The sequence below is a fragment of the Allobranchiibius sp. GilTou73 genome (assembly GCF_021391335.1).
GTDB classification, from domain to species: domain Bacteria; phylum Actinomycetota; class Actinomycetes; order Actinomycetales; family Dermatophilaceae; genus Allobranchiibius; species Allobranchiibius huperziae.
In genome coordinates this window covers 52,411-74,837 of record NZ_CP090051.1, presented here as the reverse complement: position 1 = coordinate 74,837, position 22,427 = coordinate 52,411, and the positions used below count along the sequence as shown (strand labels likewise).

Genomic DNA, 22,427 nt, shown 5'->3' with positions numbered 1-22,427 from the left:
TGTCCGTCGCGCGTGCCTGGCGGGCCGGCGCCGGTTCGCGTGGTCAGGGCAGATCGGGCCAGGCCGCGATGTCGACGAGGTTGCCGTCGGGGTCGGCCAGGGTGGTCCATTGCGGAGCGAACCGGTCCTGCACCACCCGCCCGCCAGCCTGCAGTGCCGCGGCGACGCGCCTCGGGGCCTCCTCGACCGAGACGGAGATGTCGACGTGCAGCCGCGCGGGCGCCTCACGACCGTCGTTGACCGCCTGGTTCCACACGCCGGGGCCGCGCCGCAGCGGGTCGATCAGGTCGGCGTCCTCCGGCTGCTCGTAGCCCGTCACGGCATGCCAGAACGGCACCGCGCCGCTGCCGCCGTCGATGGCGATCTGGATCGTCTGCAGGTGAGAGACGTCCGCCGGCAGGTCGAGCTGTTGCGCGACCTGGGAGATGCGCGCGGCCACCTCGGCGGCCGCGTCCGGGAGCCCTCCCTCCTCGAACGTGGCGGCCAGCCGGACGGTGACGCCGCCGCTGCGCAGGTCCAGATCGGGGGACAACGCATCACCCGCCGCCGTGACCACCTCGCGCGCGAATTCGACCCGTGCAGCAGCGTCGGTGCAGACGAAGTGGGCCAGAGCCCCCTCGAACACGAGCACCCACTCCCTACGCGGCGCGACGGCGTAGAACTGAGTTGCGTTGATGGTCATGGCACACCCCTCGGTCAGATCGTGCTCAACCTAGCGAGACCAACCCGGCGGGGCAGCAACTTCTGGGAACGAGGCGACGAGGGGCCGCGCGCACCCGTCAGTGAGGAAGATCGCCCCCGGTGAATGCTCCGATGGTGGTGAACAGCGTCAGGCGCGTCCTACCAGGGGACGATCTCGCGGTCCTCCCACAGCACCCCGGTCACGGCACCGCCGGCAGACCGACCGGCGAGCCATACCGCGGTCTCGGCGCCCTGCTCGGCGGAGCGCGGCGCGTCCTGGCCGCCCATGTCGGTGCGGCAGTGGCCGGGACAGGTCGCGTCCACGAGCACTCCGCGCATGCCCATGCCCTGCTCGTGGGCGAGGTTGCGCACGAGGGCATTCACCCCCGCCTTTGCCACGCGATACGGCGCCAGCCCGCCGGCGTTCCCGGGGCCGCTCATCCGGCCCAGACAGGCGCTGACGGCGATGACCCGGCCGTGGCGGCGTTCGACCATACCCGGGACGAACGCCGTCATCGTCCGCCAGACCCCGTCGAGGTCGACGGACATCACCCGGCGCCACTCGCTCTCGCTGGTGCGCAGCGTCTTGGCGGTGCGCTCGCTCATCACCCCGGCCGCACAGATCAGGATGTCGACCGCGGCCAGGGGGCCGAGTCGCGCGGGCAGGGCGGCCACCTGCTCGGCGTCCCCCACGTCGCAGCCGACCCCGAGCGCGTCGATGTCATCCGTGACCAGCGTCGCAGCCGCTGCCTTGGCGGACTCTTCGCTCCGGCCGACGACCACCACGGTCGCGCCGCGCGCACCCAGTCCGCGGGCAGCGGCGAGTCCGATACCCCGGGTGCCCCCCGTCACCAGCGCCACCTGTCCGTCAAGTCGTCCGTCGGACTGCTCGAGCCGCGTGCTCTGCGAGGTCATATGCCCACTATGCGTCGCCCGACACCCCGCCGCTGATGGCGGGCGGCCTACATCCCGTCACCGATGCGGACCCACGGCCCGGTCGGCGGACGTGGAGCAGTCGTCGTGCCGGTAGAGGCGCGGTGACAGTCTGGCCTCATGACCACGATCAAGATCAATGCCATCACCGTCCCAGCCGGCTCGGGCGGTGAGCTCGCGCACCGGTTCGCTGCCCGAGCGGGTGCGGTCGACCACGCCGATGGCTTCGAGGGTTTCGAGCTGCTGCGCCCCACCGACGACAGGGAGCAGTGGCTGGTCATCACTCGGTGGCGCGACGAGGAGTCGTTCCAGGCCTGGGTGAACTCCCCGGAGTTCGCCGACGGTCACCGGTCGGCTGTCGAGCGGGCAGGCGGCGACGCACCGCGTCCTGTCTCCACCCATAGCGAGGTGTGGAACTACGAGGTGGCAGGCGGCTCGTCGGGGACGTCGAACGAACGGTGACCACGGCGGCGGGAGCCGGACACCACTCAGACGAAAGCGCTCTCGCCAGTGATCGCGCGTCCCACGATCAGTGTGTTGATCTCGCGGGTGCCCTCGTAGGAGTAGATGGCCTCCGCGTCGGCGACGAACCGGCCGACGTGGTGCTCGAGCAGGATGCCGTTGCCGCCGAGCACCTCTCGCGCCCAGCCGACGGCCTCGCGCATCCGCACGGTCGAGTGCGCCTTGCACAGCGACGCGTGCTCGTCCTTCAGCAACCCCTGATCCTGCAGTTGCGACGCGCGCACGTTCATCGCCGTGGAGGCGGTGACGTTGGCGAGCATCTTGACCAGGAGGTCCTGCACCATCTGGAACGAGGAGATCGGCCGGCCGAACTGCTCGCGCCCGGTGGTGTAGCGCAGTGCGTGCTCGAACGCGCCGCGGGCACATCCCGCGGCCTGCCACGCCACGCCCATCCGGGTCACGCGCAGGACGTCGGCGGTGGAGCGGAAGCTCGTCGCGTTCTGCAGCCGGTTCGCCTCGGGGACGCGGACGTCGTGCAGGTGGATCTCGGCGTTCTGGACGACGCGCAGGGCGATCTTGTCCTCCTGCTTGTCGAACGTCATCCCCGGGGTGTCCTTCTCGACGACGAACCCCTTGACCTGCTCGTCGTCCTCGTCACGCGCCCAGATGATGACGAGGTCGGCGAACGCCGCGTTGCCGATCCACTTCTTCTCGCCGTTGAGGATCCACTCGTCCCCGTCGCGTCGCGCGCTGGTCGCGAGACCGGCCGAGATCGCCGATCCGACGTCGGGCTCGGTCAGCCCGAACGCGCCGATCAGCTCCAGGCGGGCCATCGCCGGCAGCCATCGCTCGCGCTGCTCCGGGGACCCGCAGAGCTGGATCGACCCCATCGCCAGACCGCCGTGCACGCCCATGAAGGTCGACATCGACGGGTCGACCCGGGCGAGCTCCATCGCGACCATCCCGTCGACCAGGGCGCCGCGGTTCGGGCAGCCCGGACCGTCGTACGCCAGGCCGGCGATGCCGAGCTTCGCGATGCCAGGGAGCAGGTCGTGCGGGAACGCCGCACGGGTCCAGTAGTCGTTGATGACCGGCTCGACCTCACGGGTCATGAACGCGTGCACCCGGGTGAGCAGCTCGCGGTCCTCATCCTCGAGCAGCAGCTCGAAGCCGAGGAAGTCGGAGAAGGGGGAGTCCTCCAGGGCCGGGGTGTCGTCATTCATCCGGGGTGCTCCTCGTGCGGGTCGGGTCCTCGTCGTCGAGGAACGTGTCGATGACGGGGGCGAGGGCGTCGGCCTCGGTCAGGATGCCGAGGTGGCCCCCGTGATAGATGTGCAGCTGCGAGTGGGGCATCAGCGCGGCCTGCATCCTCGGGTTGGCGATCGGGATGATCGGGTCGTCGTCGCCGCCCATGACCAGGGTCGGCTGCCGCAGCAGGCGCAGGAACGGCAGGCTCGTCCAGCCGGTCATCGCCGCCAGTTGGTAGTAGTAGCCGAGCTTGGAGCCCGATCGGGTGGCGCCGTGCAGCAGCGCGGCCCCGCGGGCGGGATGGGTGCGCATAGAGCCGCCGTAGATCTGCGGCGCGACCTTCGCGGCGTACGCCGGATCGCGGTGTCGTTGCGGGGTCGACATGATCCGCAGCACGCGGGGGTGCGCCGGCACCATCAACGTCCCGGTGCCGGTGGCGACCAGCACCACCCGACGCACGCGGCGTGGGCCCTGCACCGCCAGCTGTTGCGCGAGCCCGCCACCCCAGGAGAGGCCGAGCACGTCGAAGCGGCGATGGCCCAGCTTCGCCATCAGCGCGGTGACCCAGGAGGCCAGCCCGGCGATCGTGTAGGGGAACGGCGGCAGCTGCGAGCCGCCCACACCGGGTACGTCGAACCGCACCAGGCCGCGGTCGGGATGCAGCTCGTCGACCAACGGCTGCAGCGCTTCCAGGCTCGTGCCGATCCCGTTGCAGAGCAGCAACGGGACCTGGTCGGTGCAGGAGCCGACGCCGGGCCGCACCGAGACACGGCCGGTGACGCCTCGTACGGTCACGTTGCGCACCCGGTCCTCGGCGCGCGGGCGGGCCCGCTCAGCGGTCATGGACGTAGGTGCCGGGGGCCTTGTCCTGCGGCGGGTACGCGGCGTTGCCGAGCGAGCGCGGTGCGGTCCGCTCCTCGCCGGTGCGACCGGCAAGCCATTCGGTCCAGTCATCCCACCAGCTGCCCTTGACCTTCACCGCCCTGGAGAGCCACTTCACGGTGTCCTTCGGGTTGTCTCTGCCCTGCCGACCGCCGCCCGAGGGCGCGGTCTGGAAGCTGGCCTTGGGGTTGCCGGGCGGGTTGACCATGGCGGCGATGTGCCCGCTGGTGGACAGCACGAACTTGGTGTCGCCGCCGAAGAGCTGGGTGGTCTGGTAACAGGACTCCCACTTGCACAGGTGGTCGGCGATGCCGGCGACGACGTAGGAATCGGTGGTGATCTTGCCGAGGTCGACCTTGGTGCCGAGCATCGTGGAGGCCCCGGGTTTCACCAGCGCATTGCGCATCGCGAGGTCCATGAAGTCGCGGTGCATCGCGGCGCTCATCCGCACCGGGTCGGCGTTCCAGTAGAGGATGTCGAAGGCCTTCGGGGCGTGCCCCATCAGGTAGTTGTTCACCCAGTAGTTCCAGATCAGGTCGTTCGGCCGCAGCCACGCGAAGACCTCGGCGAGCGTGCGCCCGTCGAGGTAGCCCTTCTCCTTCGACGCCAGGGTCGAGGCGGCGGCCGCCTCCTCCGAGAGCAGCGCACTGGTCACGCCGGCCCGTTCCTGGTCGAGCACGGTCACCGCCAGGCTGTACGCCGTGACGCGGTCCGCTTCGCCGATCTCGGCAAGGTGGGCCAGCACCATCGAGGCGATCAGACCGCCGGAGCAGATCCCGAAGATGGACGTCTGCTTCTGCCGGGTGATCTTCTCGCAGGCCGTCATCGCCTCCAGGATCGCCTGGCCGTAGGTATCCAGGCCCCAATCGGCATGCCGCACATCGGGATTGCGCCACGAGATGCAGAAGACCTGCTGGCCGTTCTGCACCAGGTGCTCGACCAGCGAGCGGTGCTCCGCCAGGTCGATCACGTAGTACTTGTTGATCGTCGGCGGCACGATCAGCATCGGCACCGCGCGGACCTTCGGGGTCTGCGGGGTGTACTGGATCAGCTCGAAGACATCGGTCCGCAGCACCACGGCGCCGGGTGTCACCGCGATGTCGCGGCCCACCTCGAAGGCGTCGGCCTCCACCATGGACGGCACGCGCGGGGCGGTCGCGAAGTCCTTCACGAACCGGCGACTGCCGGCGACCAGGTTGCCCCCGCCGGTGTCGAGCGTCCGCTTGAGCACCGCGGGGTTGAGGAACGGGTTGTTGCTGGGCGCCGCCGCCTCGACCACGTTCTCGACGATGAAGCGCATCCGCTGGTCGTCGCCCCAGCTCAGGCCGGCGTCGTCGACCAGGCCACGGGCCGCCGCACCGAGGGCCAGATAGCTCTGCAGGGTGCGCTTCAAGGCGGGGTTCTTCGCCCAACCCTCCTCGGCGAAGCGGCGGTCCTTCTCGGCCGGCGCCAGCTGCGAACGACCGAGGCCGACCCGGGTCAGCTCGTACGCGAGCCCCGCCGTCCGCTTCGCGACCACCCTCGGATGACGGGCGACCCCGGCGGCGAGCCGCACCCCCGACATACCGGGGACGAACTGGCGAAGGGGCCCGCTCCCCGCCTTGGACAGGAGCAGGTCGAGTGGCGTCGCCAGCGCGGTGTCGGCCGATCGTTCGGCGGCCTCCTGCGACTCATCGACGTCGTGCATGCGGCGCTCGGCCTGCGCGGCCGTCGTGGCGGAGGCGTCGCTCTCGGAGGCTGCTCTCTCCGCGGCCCGAGGCGCCCGCTGCTTCGACCCGGTCGACTTCCGGGCCGTGCTCGTCCGGGGGCGTCGGGTCCGCGCTCCGGTGGTCGTCACTTCGACTCGCCGTCCGGTGCGCTGACCTCGCGCCGCAGGATCTTCCCGGTCGGCCCCTTCGGCAGTTCGCTCACGATCCAGACGGTGCGCGGATACTTGTACGCCGCCAACCGTTCCTTCGCGAACGCCTTCAGGTCCTCCTCGCTGACCTCCTCGCCGCGCTTCAGGGCGACGGCGGCGCCCACTTCCTCGCCGAGGTCGTCATGCGGGATGCCGATGACGGCCACCTCGGCGACCGACTCGTGCTCATAGAGCGCCTCCTCGACCTCGCGGGGATACACGTTGTAACCGCCCCGGATGATCAGGTCCTTCTTGCGGTCGACGATGAAGAAGTAGCCGTCCTCGTCGACCTTCGCCAGGTCGCCGGTGTGGAACCACCCGTCCTTGATGGCCTCGGCCGTGTCCTCCTCGCGCCCCCAGTAGCCCTTCATCACGTTCTCGCCCTTGACGACGATCTCGCCGACGTCGCCCTGTGCGACGTCCTCGTCGTCGTCACCGACCAGCTTCATCTGCACCCCGCGCACCTCGGTGCCGATGGATCCCGGCTTGCGCTCCTGGCCGGGCTTGTTGAACGACGCGACGGGGGAGGTCTCGGACAGGCCGTAGCCCTCCAGGACGATGCAGTCGAACTGCTCCTCGAACTTCTTCATCACCTCGACCGGCATCGCCGACCCTCCGGAGATGCAGGCGCGCAGGCTGGACATGTCGGCCTCGTCGGCGGTCTCGGCGTTCAGCATGGCGGCGTACATGGTCGGCACGCCCTCGAACGCGGTGACCTGGTCGCGGCCGACGATCGCCAGCGCCTTGTCGGGGTCGAAGCGGGGGATCAGCGTCAGGCACGCGCCCTTGAGGATCGAGGCGTTGAGCCCGCAGGTGAGGCCGAAGACGTGGAAGAGAGGCAGACACCCCATCACGACGTCCTTCTCGGTGAGCTCCAGCAGCGTCTCGGCACTCGTGGCGGCGTTGCTGCTCATGCTGTGGTGGGTCAGCTCCGCGCCTTTCGGCGCGCCGGTGGTGCCGGAGGTGTAGAGGAGTACGACGGCGTCGTCGTCCGCGCGGTCCACGACCTCTTCGTCCGGCTCGTACCCGCCGAGCACCTCGGCGAAGTCGGTGCCGACCTCGACGCACTCGATCCCGACCTCCGAGGCGCCCTTCCCGGCCTCGGCCGCCATGTCCTTCCAGGCGAAGACGATCGAGGCGCCCGAATCCTCCAGGTAGTACTTCACCTCGCGACCCTTGAGCAGCGGGTTCATCGGCACGACCACGGCGCCGACCGCCAGCGCGCCATAGAAGAGCACGGGGAACGGCGGCACGTTCGGTAGCACCAGCCCGACCCGGTCACCCGGCCCGACGCCCTTGTCCTTCAAGAGCGCCGCAACGCGCCGGGCGCCGTCCTGCAGCTCGGCGTAGGTGAGCACCAGGTCGTCGAGCTTGATCGCGGGACGGTCCCCGTGCTGCTCGGCGGTCTGGGTCAGGTTGTCGGCCAGGTTGGTCACGGTCTGCCTCCGGCGTGCGTCGTCCGCTGGGTCGTGCCACGCAGAAGAGTCCGCTGGGCGACACAGCGACCCCACCGACGGCAGGGTTGCTGCCTCACTGTCTACCTTGTCGACGACCGCCGCGACCACGGGTCGGGGATGCGCCGGGCATTTGGTTCAAGCCACGGTCGGGCTCGCGCCTCGCCGAACCACCGTCGAGCAAAGGCGAAGTCTCACAGCAGACGTGGTGCCCCCGGCATGATTCGAACATGCGACACCCGCTTTAGGAGAGCGGTGCTCTATCCCCTGAGCTACGAGGGCGGGGATGGTCGGTGTCGCGACTGACCTCACGCCGCACCGACCGATGCTCGCGACCTGCGGAGATGGCGCCCCGCAGGCTGGAGCGCGTCCGATCGTAGCCGAGCGAGCCGGCCCGCCCGCGACGCCAGGGAACAAGAACGCGGTGCCAGGGGTCGGTGCTCCGTGCCACGCTGGTGCGTGCGCCCTGAGGATCGCGGCGCCACCCTCGTACGAAGGTCGTGACCGTGCCGTGCCCGAGATCACCGACGAGATGCTGCTGCAGCTGACCGCGGCCGAACGCGGACAGCTGACGGCCCGCCTGCAGGCGCTCGCCGCCGCGGACTACCATCCGCCGACGAGGGTGGTCCGGGCGAGGCGGTGGTTCCCGCGGATCCTCGCGGCATGCTGCGCGCTGCTCGTGCCCTGGATCGTCGTACTGGCCGCCCGGCTGCCGCGGCACTACGTCGCCGGTCACTGGCAGGTGGTGTGGATCGGTTTCGACGTCGCGCTCTTCGGCGCGCTCGCCTGGGCGTCGTGGTCGCTGTGGCGCCGCCAGACCATCGCCATCGCGGCCACCATCGTCGCGGCCACCCTGCTGCTGTGCGACGCCTGGTTCGACGTCACCACCTCCGCGCCCGGCTCGGATCTGGCGGTCAGCCTCGCGACCGCGTGTCTCGTCGAGATCCCGCTCGCGGCGTGCCTGGTCTTCGTCTCCTACCGGGTGCGGATGGTCACCCTCAGCCTGAGTCGCGGTCGCGCGCCGACATCCCGTCGCTGACAGCGCCGAAATGCAATCCATGCCCGCCGGGTGAACGAACCACGGGACGACAGGCCTCTCTCGAAACAACAGGAGTACCTACTGCCATGACCACCGTGACCGCGAGCTCAGGACTGTTGGGCAAGACCAACCTCTACGTCGAGGACTCCGGCGGTGACGGACGCGCCATCGTCCTGATCCACGGCTGGCCGCTGTCGGGGGAGTCCTGGGCGGGTCAGGTGCCCGCGCTGCAGCAGGCGGGCTACCGCACGATCGTCTACGACCGTCGCGGGTTCGGGCGCAGTGACAAGCCCACAACCGGCTACGGCTACGACACGCTCGCCGAGGACCTCGACGCCGTCCTCACCGAGCTCGACATCCGCGACGCGACGCTGGTGGGCTTTTCGATGGGCGGCGGCGAGGTCGCCCGCTACGTCTCGAAGTTCGGCGAGGAGCGGCTGCGCAGCGTCGTCTTCGCTTCCGCCGTGCCGCCGATGATGCTGCAGACCGGTGACAACCCTGGGGGTCCGCTCACCAAGACCGCCGCCGCTCAGATGACCGCGCAGCTGACCAAGGACCAGGACGCGTTCTACGACGAGTTCACGACGGCCTTCTTCTCGGTCAACGGCGAGCTGAAGGTGACCGAGGCCCAGCGGCAAGGACGCGCTGCGGATGGCCGGTCAGGCCAGCAAGCTGGCGGCGCTGCAGTGCATGACGTCGTTCGGCACCACCGACTTCCGTGATGACCTGTCGAAGGTCACGGTGCCGACGCTCGTCATGCACGGTGACGCCGACGGCACCGTGCCGTTCGAGGGATCCGGCAAGCGGACCCACGAGGCCATCACGCAGAGCCGGCTGCACGTCATCGAGGGCGCTCCGCACGGGGCCAACGTCAGCCACGAGGCCGAGTTCAACGAGGCGCTGCTCGACTTCCTGGCCTGAGCGCTCCTCGGGTCACAATGGCCCGATGACCGACTCCGCGCAGCCCACCGACCCGCCCGCACTCGTCACGTACGACGTGTCCGGGCGGGTCGCTCGCGTCACCCTGGACTCCCCGCGCAACCGCAACGCCCTCAGCACCCGCCTGCTCGACGAGCTGCTGCGGGCGCTGGAGAGCGCGGCCGAGGACGAGTCGGTGCGGGTCGTCGTCCTCGGGCACACCGGCGGCACCTTTTGCGCAGGGGTGGACCTCAACGAAGTCACCGGCGAGGACGACCCGAACACCGCGCGAGGGATTCGGTTGACGGCTGTGATGCGCGCGATCGCCGCGCACCGCTGCCCGGTCGTCGGCCAGATCGACGGGCACGTACGCGCGGGGGAGTCGGCCTGGTCGCCGCATGTGACCTGGTGGTGGCGGGCCCGAAATCGACCTTCGCGCTGACCGAATCGCGGCTGGGGCTCGCGGCGTTCGCCATCTCCCTGACCGTGCTTCCGCGCCTCACCAGTCGGGCGGCCGCGCGCTACTTCCTCACCGGTGAGACCTTCGATGCGGCGACGGCGCGCGAGATCGGTCTGGTGACCGAAGCCGCGGAGGATGCCGAAGCAGGTGCCGGCGAGTTGGTCGAGCGCCTCACGCAGGCGTCACCGCAGGGGCTCGCGGAGTCCAAGGCTCTGGTGAACCGCCAGCTCCTGGCCAGCTTCGACCACGACCGCGAGTGGGCCATCGAGCAGTCCGCGCGGCTCTTCGCCTCGTCCGAGGCACGCGAGGGGATGGCCGCGTTCCTCGCGAAGCGGCCGCCGAGCTGGCTGGCCTGACGTCTCGTCGCCCGCCCGTGCGTTCGGGACCGAGCGGGCCGAAACGACGGCTGGCGACCAGCGGCGCGCGCTCGTTCGGGTCCAGGCGGGCCGAAACGAGCGCCGCGCGGTCCCTTATGTGGGAGGGGATGGCTCCCTTCGCTCCACACGGGCGCCGCGCGGTCTGTTGTGGGGTATGACGGGGCGCGGGTGTGCTGACAAGGGCACCGCGCGGTCCTTTGTGCGGGAGCGCCCGGCTCACGTCCGCTGACAAAGGCACCGCGTGGGCCCGCATGCGACGCCGGCCGGCTCACGCTGAGAGCGAGCTAGTCCTTGTCCAGGGTGTCGGCCACGTCCGGGTCGACCGTCCCGCGAGAGGCGTCGGGTTGCGAACGACGGACCCGACCCAGCAGCGCACCCACGCGACCCGTCGACTCCTCCTCCGCGTCGGGCCGACCTGACCGCCACCGCTTCGCCATCACGATTCCATGCTTCTCGCCGGCTTCGGCGGCCATCACTCCCTCTGGCGTGATGGGCTCCAGCTGGTCGGCGTGCACGTCGCCGGTGCGCAGGTCGATCTGCTCGTTCATGTAACGGAACAGGACCGTCACGGTCGCTGCCACCGGTACGGCGAGGAACGCGCCGGTGATCCCGAACTCGTCACCTCCGAAGGCCACCGACAGCAGCACCACGCCGGGGTGCAGCTCCATCGACCTGCTTTGGAAGATCGGGGACAGGATGTGCCCCTCGAGCTGCTGCACGGCCACGATGACGCCCAGCAGGATCAGCGCCTTGGTCAGCCCGACCGTCACCAGTGCGACCAGGACGGCGATGGCGCCGGCCACGAACGCGCCGACGATCGGTATGAAGCCGCCGAAGAACGTCAGCACGACCAGCGGCAGCGCGAGCGGCACCTGCAGCACCCACAGGCCGATGCCGATGCAGACCGAGTCGATGGCGCTGACGATGGCCTGCGCGCGGATGAAGCCGCCGAGCGTGCTGTAGGCCCGGGACAGCGCCTCGGTCATGTGGGAACCGGCGCCGCGACCGGCGATCCGGCGGACGAAGGGCAGGAAACGCGGCCCGTCCTTGATGAAGAAGAAGGTCAGCACGAGGGCGACCAGCAGGGAGACCAGGACCTGCGTGGCGATGGTCGCTCCGGAGAGCACGCCGTTGGCGATCTTGTCCCCGCTGGTCTGCAGCTTGCCGGTCAGTTGCTTGACGGCGCTGTTGAGCTGGGTGGACGACAGGTTGAAGGGCGCCTCGCTGAGCCGGCTCTGCAGGTCGTGCACACCGGCCACGGCCTTGTCGGTCAGGTCGCCCCACTGCGAACTCACGGTGGTGCCGATGAGGGTGAAGACCCCGCCCAGGACCACGAACATCCCGATCATCGTGCTCGCCGCGGCCAGCGCCGGGGGAAGCCCTTGCTGCGCAGCCACCGGGCCGGCGGCCACAGCACGGTGGAGAGGATGAGCGCCAGGATGACCGGGAGCAGCGCGCTCCAGAAGATCCCGATGACCTTGAACGCCACCCAGATGCCGGCGGCGATGATCACCATCCGCAGCGACCAGCTGGCGCTCCAGCGCAGCCCAGCGCTGATCACCTGGGAGCGGTCCACCCCGACGTTCGGGGAGCGGTCGATCGCGTCCTGGCGGGTGGTGTCGGTGCGTTCCTCGACATTCGGTCTCTCCAGGGACGCCGGACTCGGCCTCTGCGTCATGATGTGCCCTTCGTCGAGGTCGTGACCAGGTCACGTACGGCTGGGCCCCACCCAACCAGGTCAGGTCCATTGTGACTGCAGGGGAGGCTTCTGCAGATCGCCTACGCGCGTGGATACGCCCGGGTAACCTCGGAACGACCATGGCAGGCGACAACGATCCCGAGCGTCCTTCGGGCTCCCGCTGGCCACGTCGAGGTCCGCGTTCCTCCGGGCGCGGGCCGACGGACGAGCCGCAGGAGCGCGACGAGACGGCACCGGGCCGTCCGGGCGCAGTTCAGCGTCCGAACGCGGCACCGGGGCGGCCGCCTGCCGCGAAAGCACCGGCACCCTCTGGCAGTACGCCGGCACGCCCGAGGCCCGCTGCCCCGCGCCCACGGCCGTCGGTCGGAGGCGCGACTCCGGCGTCGGCCGGTAGGTCGGGACGTCCGGGGCCTTCTGCCCGACCTGCCGGGTCCACCCGCCCGGTCGTCACGGGCGCGTCCCGGGCCGTCCTCTCTGCCGATGCATCGACGGCGTCCAGCGCGGCCGGGGGTGGCGTGTCCGGAGCGACCATCGCCGGGGGCGGCGGGCGGCAGGGTCCCGTGGGCAAGGTCGCCAGGCTCGGCGTCCTCGCCCTGATCCTGGTGGTGGTGATCGCCGGGGCGTTGGTGTGGCATTACGGCCAAGGAAGCAGCAGCGTGGCCAGTGCGTGCCCGAAGAAGAGCCAGGTGAAGGTCGCGGTGCCCGACGAGATGTACAGCCTCGTCCTCGACCAGGCTCGCGCTGCCGAGGAGGCAGGCGGGTGCGCGGCGTACACCGTGGTGGACGAACCCGCCGGCCAGGTCGCCCAGCAGATCACGTCCGGCGGCGACAGCGTGCCGGATGTGTGGATCCCCGACAGCCCGATCTGGGTGGATGACGTTTCGAGCAGGCTGGGCAGCGGATGGGTCACCCAGGGCGGCACGATCGCGACCAGTCCCGTGGTCTTCGCCGTGCCGAAGAGCCTGCAGGGCATCCGCAAGTACAACAAGAAGACCGACTGGCGCACCATCTTCGCGTCCGGGCTGCCGATCAGCGTCAGTGACCCGGTCGACTCATCGACCACCATCTCCGCCGCCGCGACCGCCGAGCAGGTGACCAGCAATGTCAAGCAGCGCAACGCGTTCTTCAAGAGCCTGATCACGCTCAGCAGGAGCTCGCAGACGCCGCGCGCCCTGCAGGACAAGGCGACCAAGGGGTCCTCGCAGGCCCGCATGTACCCCGCGACGGAGCAGCAGGTGCTCACGTTCAACCGCGCGCACCCGACGCAGAAGTTGCTGACATTCACTCCCCGTCAGGGAGCTCCCCAGCTGGAGTACCAATGGGTGGTGCCCGTGAAGTCGGACGCCCCCGACGCGAAGGTCCTGAGCGCCCTGTACGAGCGGCTGACCTCACCGGGCGTCAAACGCCAGCTCGTCGCCGCCGGTTTCCGGGTGCCGGACGCCGCCGCGCCGAGCCCGGCGGCCCTCCCGAGTTACGCCAAGATGATCTCCCAGCCCAGCAGCTCGGAGTCGGTGCTCGCGGTCAAGGACTACAACGAACTCGCCAAGGACGCGCGGATGCTGGTCCTGCTCGACGTGTCCGGGTCGATGACCGCTCCGATCGCCCAGGGGCAGAGTCGGATCGAGCTGCTGGAGCAGTTCAGCATCGGTGCACTCGACGCGCTGCCGCCGACCACGAAGATCGGAGCGTGGGCGTTCTCCACCAACCTGGTCGGCTCTCAACCCTGGCTCGACGAGTCCGGCGGCATCGAGTCGATCGCGCACACCCCCGCCGGCGACGCCTTCAAGGCCAACCTGAAGGCCGCCGTGAAGACCCTGCCCGACCTGGTGGTCCGCAACGGTGACACCGCGCTCTACGACAGCACCTGGGCGGCGTACCAGCGGGTGAGCGCCTCGTACGATCCTCGCTACGTCAACTCCGTGGTCATCCTGACCGACGGGGCCAACGACAACCCTGCCGGCGGTCTCAGCCTGCAGCAGCTCGTCAGCAAGCTGCGCGGCGCCTACAACCCCGCCAAACCGGTCAAGATCGTCGCCATCGGGATCGGCGACCAGATCGACAAGTCCGCGCTCGACACGATGGCGTCCGCGACCAACGGACTGTCCTACCAGGCGCGCACCCCCCAGGACGTCACGAACGTCTTCTTGGACGCCTACCTCAAACGCGGCTAGTGCGGGGCGTCGTCGAGGCCACCGCACCGTTAGCCTGTCGTGGTGACAGACGTCGAGACCGGCACGGACGAATCAGCCCGCACCGCACTGGTTTCGAAGGCGGCCAAAGCCTGGCAGGAGCAGCTGTCCGCCATCGGCGGGCCGAACTCGCTGCTGTGGGACGCCGGCACCGTCACTGATCAGCGGATCGATCTGACCACCGCGCATCCGGCGGGGATGGCCCGTCTGCTGTCCTCCGGCACCGTCCGCTTCTCAGAGCTCTTCCGCGAGCCGGCTGCCCGCGAGCGGGTGCTGGAGCAGGGCCGCGGCGTCGCGCACCTCGCGGCCCGCCTGTACGACGACTTCGGGCTCACCTCCTGCCATCTGGCCGCCGGCATCGCGAGCTGGTCCTGGGCGGGCGCCGACCGCACCCCGCACGCACCGGTGCTGCTGCGCACCTGCACGTTGCGGCCGGTCGCCGATGATCTGCACCTGGTCGTCTCCGACCGGGTCGAGGTCAACCCGGTGCTCGTCGCGACCCTCACCGCCCTCGGCGTGGACCTGAACACCCGGGCCGTCCTCGACGCGGTCGCGCTCGGCAGCAACTTCGACCCACGCGCGGCGTACGACGTCATGCGCGCCGCCTGCGCGGGGCTGCTGGACTTCCGCATCGAGCCCCGCCTGACGGTGGGTGTCTTCAGCCGCTTCAAGCTGCCGTTGATGCGCGACCTGCCCGATCAGGCGACGACGCTCGCGCAGGGACATGTCGTGCCCGCGCTCGCCGGCGACCCGCAGGAGATGGACGAGGTCGGGGCACTGCCGCCGGAATACAGCGAGCACGACCCCAGGGACGAGTGGCTCGCGCTCGACCTGGACTCCACCCAGCAGGAGGTTGTGGACGCCGTCGTCGCCGGTGCGAACCTGTGCGTGCTCGGTGCCGCCGGCACCGGCAAGACGCACACCGTGGCCGCCCTCATCGCGTCGATGGCGGCACAAGGTCGGCGGGCTCTCTTCGTCTCACACGCCCGGGCGAGCATCGACGACGTGCAACAGCACCTGGCCGGAGTCGGCCTCACCGATGTGATGCTCGACCTCGGACGTGCGGACCGCACACCCGAACAGGTGCTCCAGCACCTGCGGGACCTGCTGCACGCCTCGTCGGGATCGGCCGAACGGGTGCCCGCGCTCGATGTGGACGTCGCAGCACTTCGCTCGCGCGTGCAGCAGCATTACGCGCTCATGCACGAACCCCTCGACCCGTGGGGGGTGACCCTGGACGAGGCACAGGATCAGCTCACCCGGCTCAGCCGTCGCACCCCGCCGCCGCGGTCTCGGGTGCGGCTCACCGGCGACGCGTTGACCGGCATCGGGGGCGTCCGTCGACGCAACGACCTGGAGCAGCAGCTGGCGGCCGTGGTCGCAGGCGGCGCCTGGTCGACCACGGGGGAGACCGACGCCTGGTACGGCGCGCGCCTGGTCGGGGCCAGCCAGACCGAACGTGCCCAGGAGATCGTCGAGCGGCTCTCCGGCGGAGGGCTCGCGACCCACCAGGCGCCATGGGAGGAGCTCTGCGCCGACCTGGGGCTGCCCGCGCCGACGAGCCTGGTGGCCGAGGAGGAGCTGCTCGAGCTGCTGCGGCAGGTGCACCAGACGCTCGAGGTGTTCCAGACGGAGATCTTCGACGCGCCACTGGACGACATGGTCACCGCCACCACCGGCCGCCGCGAGCGCACCGGCGTCGAGCAGCGCGTGGGCGCACTGGAGCGCCGGCGGCTCGAACGGCAGGCCCGCGCCTTGTTGCGCCCTGGTGCGCCGCCGCGTGATCTGCACGCGGTGCTGGTGCGCGCCCGCGACCAACGCCAGCAGTGGCGTGCGGCTGCCGGACCCGGAGCCCGCCCGGCGACCCGCACGAGCGTGCCCGAGCTGGCGCGCCGGGTCGAGGAGCTGCGCGGAGAGCTGGAGTGGCTGGGCGAGCGTCTGGCGGACACGCCGGACGGGGGCGAACTGCTCGAGATGGACTACCAGGCACTTCAGGAACGACTGGAGCTGCTCGCCGCCCAGCCCACGCGTCTGCAGGCCGCGGCGGCGTCCCTGCCGACCCTGGACCGGCTGCGGGACGTCGGGCTCGGGGACCTCCTCGCCGACCTCGCGTCGCGGCACGTGCAGGCTGCGGATGCCGCGCAGGAGCTGGAGTTCGTGTGGTGGGCATCGATCGTGAACCACGTCGCCGCGGCCATCCCGGCGTACGAGGAGGGCACCGGAGACCAGGTGCGCGGGACGGCGCAGGCGTACGCCGGCGCCGACAGCCGCCACCTCAGCCTCGGCGCCGCCCGGTTGCGGGCCACCATCGCCGCGCAGCGCGGCGGCCGAGCGTGACCTGCCCGAACAGGTGGGGTCCCTCGAGCGCCATTCCGGGCGCGTCGGTGAGTTGCTCCGGGTGGCACCGGAGCTCACGACCGCGCTCGCGCCCTGCTGGGCCATGTCACCCCTCGCGGTGCCCACGCACCTGCCCGCCGGGCTCTGGTTTGACGCCGTCATCGTCGACGACGCGTCGGCAGTGTGGACCGCGCACGCCGTACCGGCGATTGCCCGGGGGGCGCAGCTGGTCATCTTCGGCGACCCGGCCGGCGCCGCGCCCGCGCCGTTCCCGACCGGCCCTGCCGCACGCGGCGGCGACGTGCTGCTCGACCGCGCGCGTGAGCTCTTCCCCGTATGCGCCCTCGGCACCCACTACCGCTCCTTCGATGAGCGGCTGTTCGGTTTCGCGGCGGCCCGCGTCTACGACGAGGAGATCGTCACCTTCCCCGCGGCCGACCGGTCCGGCGGTCTGCGCCTGGACGTGGTGGGCGACGCACGCTACGACGACGGCACGTCACCGGTCGAGGTGGAGCACGTCGTGCAGGTCCTGCTGGACCAGGTGCGCGCCCGCCCGCAGGAGAGCATCGGGGTCGTGTCCTTCGACGCCCGCCATGCGGAACGGATCCGCGCGGCGCTGCGCACCGCCGCGACCGACGCTGCCGCGGCCGCGCTGCTCGGTCGATGCGTCGTGACCACCGCGGACCGCGCGCTCGGGCTGGTGCGTGACGCAGTCGTCGTGGCGGTCGGGTTCGGACGGGACGCGCGCGGACGGGTGCCGCAGCGTCTCGGTGCGGTGAGCGAGGGGGGCGGCGAGCGGCTCGTCACCACCGCGATGAGCCGGGCCCGTCGCCGCATCGTGGTGGTGTCGGGCGTGTCCGGGGAGGATCTGGATCCTTCGGCGCTGCGCTCCCGCGGCGCCCTGCTGCTGCGCGACTACCTGCTCTATGCCGCGTCCGGCGGGTCCGGGCGACGGATCACGCGCGGTGACGACGCTGCCGCTCCGTCCCCGTCCGGCACGCCGGGGCGCAGGCGACGTACGGCGTCGACCGGCAGCGTGCTCGACGCGCCGTCGGCGCCGCAGGGCTCCCCGGTCGATCTCTCGGTGACGGTCGTCGACCTGGCACGCCGTCTCGGCGCCGAGGGGCTGACGGTGCACACCGGGCACGGTCTCGGCGATCCGCGCATCGACCTGGTCGTGGAGGATCCGGGGCGCCGCGGAGACCTGCTGGTCGCGATCGAGACCGACGGAGCCGCGTACGCGTCGCAGCCCTACGCCCGCGACCGAGAGCGCATCCGGCCCGCGCAGCTGCGGGCCCGCGGCTGGAGCCACGAACGGGTGCTCACCCGTGACCTCTTCCGCGACCCCGCCAAGGAGGTCGCCCGGTTGGTGCGCGCGGTGAACGCGGCGTCGGCCCGGCGGAACGCGGTGCCCGGACTGTCGCCGCAACGGAGCGATGACTGAGCGACGACGCCGCCCTCGGCGTGCCGTGCGGCCGCCGACCGCGGCCCCGCGTGAGCGAACCGCGGAGCCGGCCGACGACTTCGCGGTGTCCGCGGACGATCAGGACGAAGGCTGGGCCGGATCGGGCGAGGCGGCTCGCACGTCGTCCGGCGAACCCGACGACCGGGACGAGCGCTGGTGGCGCGAACAGCGCCCACCGCACTGGGAGTAGCGCGTCGAGCTCTCGCTGCGTGCGCCGGGATCCCGGCGCGTGCTTCAGGCCGCGGGGTGCAGCACGACGGTCAGTTGGGTGCCAGCAGTCCGTGAGGTCACGGTCTCGGCGGCGATCCGCGCGGCGACCGACGTCGGGGCGCTGACCCAGATCTCGCCCGATGATGTGCTGGGCGCGGTCGGGGCCTGAGTGACCAGGAGCACCGGGAGGTCCGCACCCAGCGACCCCGTCGCCCCCAGCACGTCGATGCGGTCACCCGCGCGCAGCAGCCGGGTCAGCATCGGGTCGGCCACCGGCACGGACACCACGACCTCACCCGCGCGTACGCCGGGCCATCGACGACCGGTACGCACCCGGGAGGCGGTCACCGGCTCGCCTGCGGCGATCACACCGGTGGTGACCGATCCCTGGGCCGCCGAGCGAGGGAGTGCTCCCGCAAGGCCGGCTCCGGCGGGCCAGGCACGCTCGCGCAGATCGCCCGGCTCCACGACGTGGCCTGCCGGCAGCTCGTGCGCAGCGACGACGATCGAGCCCGATGCAGCGGCGGGTCCTTGCAGCGCACCCCACCCGAGCAGGCCGGCGACCAGCAGCAGGCCGGCGCTCGCGACGCGGCGACCGCGGGCACGCCGCCACGCAGCAGCACGGCCGGGTCCGCGCCAGGCCGGCGGCAGCAGGGCGTGCACGCGGTTCACGGCAGGGTGAAGGGCAGCGACAGTCCGTCGAGCGCGCGGCGGCAGCCGCACGTGGCGTCTGCGTCGGAGACGGCCGCGGGCATCCGGGCGATGGTGTCCATCAGCAGCGACTTCAGGCCCTCAATGTTGCGCTCGAAAACGCGCAGCACCTCGGTGTGGCTGACGGCCTCGCCGGAGTCGACCCCGGCGTCGAGGTCGGTGACCAAGCACACGGAGGTGAAGCACATGGCCAGCTCCCGCGCGATCGCAGCCTCCGGCATGCCCGTCATACCGACCACGCTCCACCCCGCGGCCTGGTGCCACAGGGACTCTGCCCGGGTGGAGAAGCGCGGGCCGTTGATGACGACCATGGTGCCGCCGTCGACCAGGTCGAGCCCTGGCGCGGCGGAGTCCGGCGAGCCCAGCACAGCCGAACGCCCTTGCGGGCAGTACGGATCCGCGAGGCTGACGTGCACCACGGTGCCCGGCTCGTCGTAGACGGTCTGGTCGCGGCCGTAGGTGCGGTCGACGACCTGGTCGGGGACGACGACGGTGCCGGGCCCCTGCTCGCGAATCAGCGAGCCGACCGCGCACGGCGCGAGCACCTGACGCACCCCGACCGACCGCAGCGCCCACAGATTGGCGCGGTAGTTGAGCCGGTGCGGCGGGTAACGGTGACCCTGCCCGTGCCGGGCGAGGAAGGCGACTCGCCGACCGCCGACGTCGCCGATCACGATGTCGTCGGTCGGGTCGCCGAACGGGGTGGTCACCTTGACGTGCTCGGTGTCCTCCAGGAAGGAGTAGAAGCCCGAGCCGCCGATGACGCCGAGGTCGGCAGGGGCTGCAGCTGTAGTCATGGCCGCACGCTATCCACCGTGCGCCGGCGCCCGACCGGTCGGGCGGGGCGGTGTGGGCAACCGGGCGCCCGCGGCGGGGGTGTGGAAAAAGGACGCGAGCCGGTCAGGAGGCGGGCTTGGAGCCCGCGCTGCTGCCGGAACCGGAGGAGGACCCCGTGGAGCCCGTCGAGCCCGTGGAGCCCGACGCGGGCTTCGACGAAGACGACGACTCGGAGGATCCCGAGGACGAGGAGTCCTTGGACTTGGCAGTGGAAGCATCGGACGACGTGCTGCCCTCGGAGGAGCTGCTCGAGGCGCTCGCGGAGCTGGTCGACTTCTTCTTGTCGGCGTCGCGGCTGTCGTTGCGGTAGAAGCCCGAACCCTTGAAGACCACGCCGACCGAGCCCCACACCTTGCGCAGGTTTCCGCCGCAGTTGGGACAGATGCTCAGGGCGTCGTCGGTGAAGGCCTGCGAGATGTCGAACGCGTGACCGCAGTCCTTGCACGCGTATGAGTAGGTGGGCACGGGCGCCAAGTCTAGGAGAACGCTACGGCGTGCCGGACCCGCGGGCCCGCCAGTCCGCGAGGCGGCCGCCCTGACTCACCGCGCGTACCCGCCGGATGGTGGCGCTGCGGGTGGCGGCCGTGGTCACCAGCAGGAGCTGGTCGCTGCGCCGCAGGACGGTACGGCGGTCGGGGACGAAGCTGGCGCCCTCGCGCACCACCATGGTCACGTTGGCGCCAGGTGGCAGGCGCAGTTCGTGCAGTTCCACGCCGTGCAGCCGGGAGAGCGGGCCTACGCGCACCTGCAGCATCTCCGCGTGCAGGTCCTCCAGCGGCGTGGACTCCACCTGCATGTCCAGGGCCTGGGTGTCCTCGATCAGGCCGAGGCGCCGGGCGAGCGCCGGCAGGGTCGGCGCCTGCAGCAGGGTGAAGACCACGACGAGCACGAAGACCAGGTCGAAGATCCACTCGGTGCGGGGCGTCCCGAGCGTGAGCGGGACGGTCGCGAGGACGACGGGGACCGCGCCGCGCAGGCCGGCCCAGGACAGGAAGACCTGCTCGCGCCAACGGAACCCGAACCACGACATGCTCGCCACGATCGAGGCGGGACGGGCGAGCAGCAGCAGGACCAGCCCGATCACCAGGGCCGGCACCAGCTGAGCCTCCAGCCGGGAGGGGGAGGCCAGCAGCCCCAGCAGCACGAACAGGCCGATCTGGGCCAGCCACCCCAGCGCCTGCCCGAACCCGAGCACCGCCTGCCGGTGCGGCAGGTGCAGGTTCCCGAGCACCAGCGCCGTGAGGTAGCAGGCGATGAAGCCGCTGGTGTGCGCGAGCGTCGCGCCGGCGTAGGAGAGCACGCAGATGGCCACGATGCCGATGGAGAACAAGCCGGACGACCCCACGCCGGCGCGTCGGATGAGCCGGCCGAGACCCCAGCCGAGCAGGAGCCCGATCACGGCGCCGCCCGCCAGCTCGAAGACGGCCGTCAGCACCACGGTCCACCAGGCGCCGCTCGTCTGGCCCGGGGTCGCGGCCTCGGCGAGGGCGATGACGATCAGGACGACGGGCGCGTCGTTGAAGCCGGACTCGGCCTCGAGGACGCCGGTCAGGCGGTGCGGCAGCGGCACGTTACGAAGCACGGAGAAGACGGCGGCGGCGTCGGTGGAGGAGACGATCGCGCCGAGCAGGAAGCTGATCTGCCACGACAGATCGAGCAGAACGTGCGATGCGACTCCGACGACGGAGATCGAGACGACCACGCCCAGAGTGGAGAGCAGGGCGGCCGGCGCCACGGAGGACTTGATGGTCGACCACCGGGTCGTGAGACCGCCCTCGGTGAGGATCAGGACCAGCGCGGTGTAGCCGAGCACCTGCGTGAGTGTCGGGTCGTCGAAGCGGATGCCGAGGCCGGCCTCCCCGATGGCCACGCCGATCGCCAGGTAGAGCAACAGGGTCGGCAGCCCGGAGCGGTTCGCGAGGCGCACCGCCGCCACCGAGACCAGGAGCACCAGGGAGCCGACGAGCAGGGCGACGGCCAGTTGGTGCGGGCCGAAGGAGTCGATCGTCGTGGAGCCCCCCGACGTCGGCATGCGGGTCTCCCTTCAGCGGCGAGTCGTCATTCTGTCAGGTGTCGTACCCCTGCCCGGGGCGTGAGCACGGCGTCCACGGCCAGGTCATGGGGCTCGCTGGGTACGACGTCCGCCAGCTCGTCGTCGTAGACCACGGCCAGCGCGAGTGACCCCGGCGAACGCCGATGCAGGGAGCGGTCGTAACTGCCCCCGCCCTGTCCGAGCCGCATGCCGCGGCGGTCGACCGCGAGGGCCGGGACGATCAACAGGGTCGCTTCGGAAACGAACGACGGGTCGTGGGCGTTCCCGTCGTCCCAGCCGAGATCGTTGTCCGGCAACAGGATCGGCGCCATTACCCGCCATCCGGCCTGTTCCAGCAGCGTCCTCATGGCCCTGGTGGGCGGTTCGGTCGGCAACGCGGAGTACGTCGCGGCGAGACCCGGCAGCCGGTCGCCCAGCAGGTCCCGCAGGTGCCCGGCGAGTGCCGCGTCGTCCTCGGAGCGCTCCTGCGCGGGGCGTGCGCGACGGCCGGAGCGAATCAGCGCCCGGGCCGCACGTTTGTCCTGGGGGAGTTCACGCCACATGGGGCCCAGTCTGCCGACCCGCCGGGCTGGACC

Annotated in this window: 19 protein-coding genes, 1 tRNA gene and 2 pseudogenes; 8 read left to right on the top strand and 14 right to left on the bottom strand. The window is 71.1% G+C overall.

What is annotated here, in order from left to right:
• Positions 1 to 43: 43 nt before the first annotated feature.
• Both LVQ62_RS00380 and LVQ62_RS00375 read right to left on the bottom strand, forming a co-directional pair.
• A complete protein-coding gene (locus LVQ62_RS00380; protein WP_233763559.1) occupies positions 44 to 682 on the bottom strand; it encodes a VOC family protein in 639 nt (212 codons plus the stop codon).
• A gap of 158 nt (positions 683 to 840) precedes the next feature.
• On the bottom strand, positions 841 to 1,596 hold the full coding sequence (locus tag LVQ62_RS00375; protein WP_233763557.1) for an SDR family NAD(P)-dependent oxidoreductase: 756 nt from the start codon (positions 1,594 to 1,596) through the stop codon (positions 841 to 843).
• A gap of 138 nt (positions 1,597 to 1,734) precedes the next feature.
• On the opposite strand from LVQ62_RS00375, the gene LVQ62_RS00370 reads away from it, so the two are divergent.
• Positions 1,735 to 2,076: an antibiotic biosynthesis monooxygenase gene (locus tag LVQ62_RS00370; protein ID WP_233763555.1), complete on the top strand. Its 342-nt coding sequence runs from the start codon at positions 1,735 to 1,737 to the stop codon at positions 2,074 to 2,076.
• Between the two features lie 26 nt (positions 2,077 to 2,102).
• Here the strand turns inward: LVQ62_RS00370 and LVQ62_RS00365 are convergent, their stop codons facing one another.
• The 5 genes from LVQ62_RS00365 to LVQ62_RS00345 form a co-directional block, all read right to left on the bottom strand.
• Positions 2,103 to 3,299 (bottom strand): acyl-CoA dehydrogenase family protein, encoded by a 1,197-nt coding sequence (locus LVQ62_RS00365; protein WP_233763553.1) that lies wholly within the window; start codon positions 3,297 to 3,299, stop codon positions 2,103 to 2,105.
• Entirely contained in the window at positions 3,292 to 4,167 is an 876-nt protein-coding gene (phaZ, locus tag LVQ62_RS00360; RefSeq protein WP_233763551.1) for a poly(3-hydroxyalkanoate) depolymerase, read from the bottom strand. Before phaZ ends, LVQ62_RS00365 begins: the two co-directional genes overlap by 8 nt.
• A complete protein-coding gene (locus LVQ62_RS00355; protein ID WP_233763549.1) occupies positions 4,157 to 5,893 on the bottom strand; it encodes an alpha/beta hydrolase in 1,737 nt (578 codons plus the stop codon). Before LVQ62_RS00355 ends, phaZ begins: the two co-directional genes overlap by 11 nt.
• Positions 5,894 to 6,039: 146 nt before the next feature.
• On the bottom strand, positions 6,040 to 7,539 hold the full coding sequence (locus tag LVQ62_RS00350; RefSeq protein ID WP_233763547.1) for a long-chain fatty acid--CoA ligase: 1,500 nt from the start codon (positions 7,537 to 7,539) through the stop codon (positions 6,040 to 6,042).
• Between the two features lie 224 nt (positions 7,540 to 7,763).
• Positions 7,764 to 7,839: transfer RNA gene (locus tag LVQ62_RS00345), tRNA-Arg, on the bottom strand.
• Between the two features lie 229 nt (positions 7,840 to 8,068).
• On the opposite strand from LVQ62_RS00345, the gene LVQ62_RS00340 reads away from it, so the two are divergent.
• The 3 genes and pseudogenes from LVQ62_RS00340 to LVQ62_RS17655 all read left to right on the top strand — a co-directional run bounded on the left by LVQ62_RS00340 (position 8,069) and on the right by LVQ62_RS17655 (position 10,330).
• The gene (locus LVQ62_RS00340) at positions 8,069 to 8,596 is read left to right on the top strand and encodes a hypothetical protein (RefSeq protein WP_233763545.1); all 528 of its coding nucleotides are present in this window, start codon (positions 8,069 to 8,071) and stop codon (positions 8,594 to 8,596) included.
• An 86-nt stretch (positions 8,597 to 8,682) separates the two neighbouring features.
• Positions 8,683 to 9,517, top strand: a pseudogene (locus LVQ62_RS00335) (alpha/beta fold hydrolase).
• A 25-nt stretch (positions 9,518 to 9,542) separates the two neighbouring features.
• A pseudogene (locus LVQ62_RS17655) lies at positions 9,543 to 10,330 on the top strand (enoyl-CoA hydratase family protein).
• 305 nt (positions 10,331 to 10,635) lie between these two features.
• On the opposite strand, the gene LVQ62_RS00325 reads toward LVQ62_RS17655, so the two are convergent.
• Both LVQ62_RS00325 and LVQ62_RS00320 read right to left on the bottom strand, forming a co-directional pair.
• Positions 10,636 to 11,691: an AI-2E family transporter gene (locus LVQ62_RS00325; protein WP_233763543.1), complete on the bottom strand. Its 1,056-nt coding sequence runs from the start codon at positions 11,689 to 11,691 to the stop codon at positions 10,636 to 10,638.
• 5 nt (positions 11,692 to 11,696) lie between these two features.
• Entirely contained in the window at positions 11,697 to 12,029 is a 333-nt protein-coding gene (locus LVQ62_RS00320; protein WP_233763541.1) for an AI-2E family transporter, read from the bottom strand.
• A gap of 536 nt (positions 12,030 to 12,565) precedes the next feature.
• Here LVQ62_RS00320 and LVQ62_RS00315 point away from each other — a divergent pair.
• The 4 genes from LVQ62_RS00315 to LVQ62_RS00300 all read left to right on the top strand — a co-directional run bounded on the left by LVQ62_RS00315 (position 12,566) and on the right by LVQ62_RS00300 (position 18,231).
• Entirely contained in the window at positions 12,566 to 14,221 is a 1,656-nt protein-coding gene (locus tag LVQ62_RS00315) for a VWA domain-containing protein (RefSeq protein WP_233763539.1), read from the top strand.
• 42 nt (positions 14,222 to 14,263) lie between these two features.
• Positions 14,264 to 16,576: an AAA family ATPase gene (locus LVQ62_RS00310; RefSeq protein ID WP_233763537.1), complete on the top strand. Its 2,313-nt coding sequence runs from the start codon at positions 14,264 to 14,266 to the stop codon at positions 16,574 to 16,576.
• Positions 16,577 to 16,637: 61 nt separating this feature from the next.
• Positions 16,638 to 18,020, top strand: coding sequence for a hypothetical protein (locus tag LVQ62_RS00305; RefSeq protein ID WP_233763535.1), 1,383 nt, complete (start codon positions 16,638 to 16,640; stop codon positions 18,018 to 18,020).
• Positions 18,013 to 18,231 carry a hypothetical protein gene (locus LVQ62_RS00300; protein WP_233763534.1) on the top strand — a complete coding sequence of 73 codons (219 nt, stop codon included), beginning with the start codon at positions 18,013 to 18,015 and terminating at the stop codon, positions 18,229 to 18,231. Before LVQ62_RS00305 ends, LVQ62_RS00300 begins: the two co-directional genes overlap by 8 nt.
• Positions 18,232 to 18,275: 44 nt before the next feature.
• Here the strand turns inward: LVQ62_RS00300 and LVQ62_RS00295 are convergent, their stop codons facing one another.
• The 5 genes from LVQ62_RS00295 to LVQ62_RS00275 all read right to left on the bottom strand — a co-directional run bounded on the left by LVQ62_RS00295 (position 18,276) and on the right by LVQ62_RS00275 (position 22,394).
• Positions 18,276 to 18,923 (bottom strand): SAF domain-containing protein, encoded by a 648-nt coding sequence (locus tag LVQ62_RS00295; RefSeq protein WP_233763532.1) that lies wholly within the window; start codon positions 18,921 to 18,923, stop codon positions 18,276 to 18,278.
• A complete protein-coding gene (locus LVQ62_RS00290; RefSeq protein ID WP_233763529.1) occupies positions 18,920 to 19,759 on the bottom strand; it encodes an S-methyl-5'-thioadenosine phosphorylase in 840 nt (279 codons plus the stop codon). Before LVQ62_RS00290 ends, LVQ62_RS00295 begins: the two co-directional genes overlap by 4 nt.
• Positions 19,760 to 19,862: 103 nt before the next feature.
• A complete protein-coding gene (locus tag LVQ62_RS00285) occupies positions 19,863 to 20,264 on the bottom strand; it encodes an FmdB family zinc ribbon protein (RefSeq protein ID WP_233763527.1) in 402 nt (133 codons plus the stop codon).
• A 22-nt stretch (positions 20,265 to 20,286) separates the two neighbouring features.
• Positions 20,287 to 21,831 carry a potassium/proton antiporter gene (locus tag LVQ62_RS00280; RefSeq protein ID WP_233763525.1) on the bottom strand — a complete coding sequence of 515 codons (1,545 nt, stop codon included), beginning with the start codon at positions 21,829 to 21,831 and terminating at the stop codon, positions 20,287 to 20,289.
• A 26-nt stretch (positions 21,832 to 21,857) separates the two neighbouring features.
• The gene (locus tag LVQ62_RS00275; RefSeq protein WP_233763523.1) at positions 21,858 to 22,394 is read right to left on the bottom strand and encodes a 5-formyltetrahydrofolate cyclo-ligase; all 537 of its coding nucleotides are present in this window, start codon (positions 22,392 to 22,394) and stop codon (positions 21,858 to 21,860) included.
• Positions 22,395 to 22,427 lie beyond the last annotated feature (33 nt).

Coding starts and splice junctions, on each gene's coding strand:
- LVQ62_RS00380 (WP_233763559.1), bottom strand. CDS start 682: ATGACCATCAACGCAACTCAGTTCTACGCCGTCGCGCCGCGTAGGGAG.
- LVQ62_RS00375 (WP_233763557.1), bottom strand. CDS start 1,596: ATGACCTCGCAGAGCACGCGGCTCGAGCAGTCCGACGGACGACTTGAC.
- LVQ62_RS00370 (WP_233763555.1), top strand. CDS start 1,735: ATGACCACGATCAAGATCAATGCCATCACCGTCCCAGCCGGCTCGGGC.
- LVQ62_RS00365 (WP_233763553.1), bottom strand. CDS start 3,299: ATGAATGACGACACCCCGGCCCTGGAGGACTCCCCCTTCTCCGACTTC.
- phaZ (WP_233763551.1), bottom strand. CDS start 4,167: ATGACCGCTGAGCGGGCCCGCCCGCGCGCCGAGGACCGGGTGCGCAAC.
- LVQ62_RS00355 (WP_233763549.1), bottom strand. CDS start 5,893: ATGCACGACGTCGATGAGTCGCAGGAGGCCGCCGAACGATCGGCCGAC.
- LVQ62_RS00325 (WP_233763543.1), bottom strand. CDS start 11,691: ATGTTCGTGGTCCTGGGCGGGGTCTTCACCCTCATCGGCACCACCGTG.
- LVQ62_RS00320 (WP_233763541.1), bottom strand. CDS start 12,029: ATGACGCAGAGGCCGAGTCCGGCGTCCCTGGAGAGACCGAATGTCGAG.
- LVQ62_RS00300 (WP_233763534.1), top strand. CDS start 18,013: ATGACTGAGCGACGACGCCGCCCTCGGCGTGCCGTGCGGCCGCCGACC.
- LVQ62_RS00290 (WP_233763529.1), bottom strand. CDS start 19,759: ATGACTACAGCTGCAGCCCCTGCCGACCTCGGCGTCATCGGCGGCTCG.
- LVQ62_RS00280 (WP_233763525.1), bottom strand. CDS start 21,831: ATGCCGACGTCGGGGGGCTCCACGACGATCGACTCCTTCGGCCCGCAC.
- LVQ62_RS00275 (WP_233763523.1), bottom strand. CDS start 22,394: ATGTGGCGTGAACTCCCCCAGGACAAACGTGCGGCCCGGGCGCTGATT.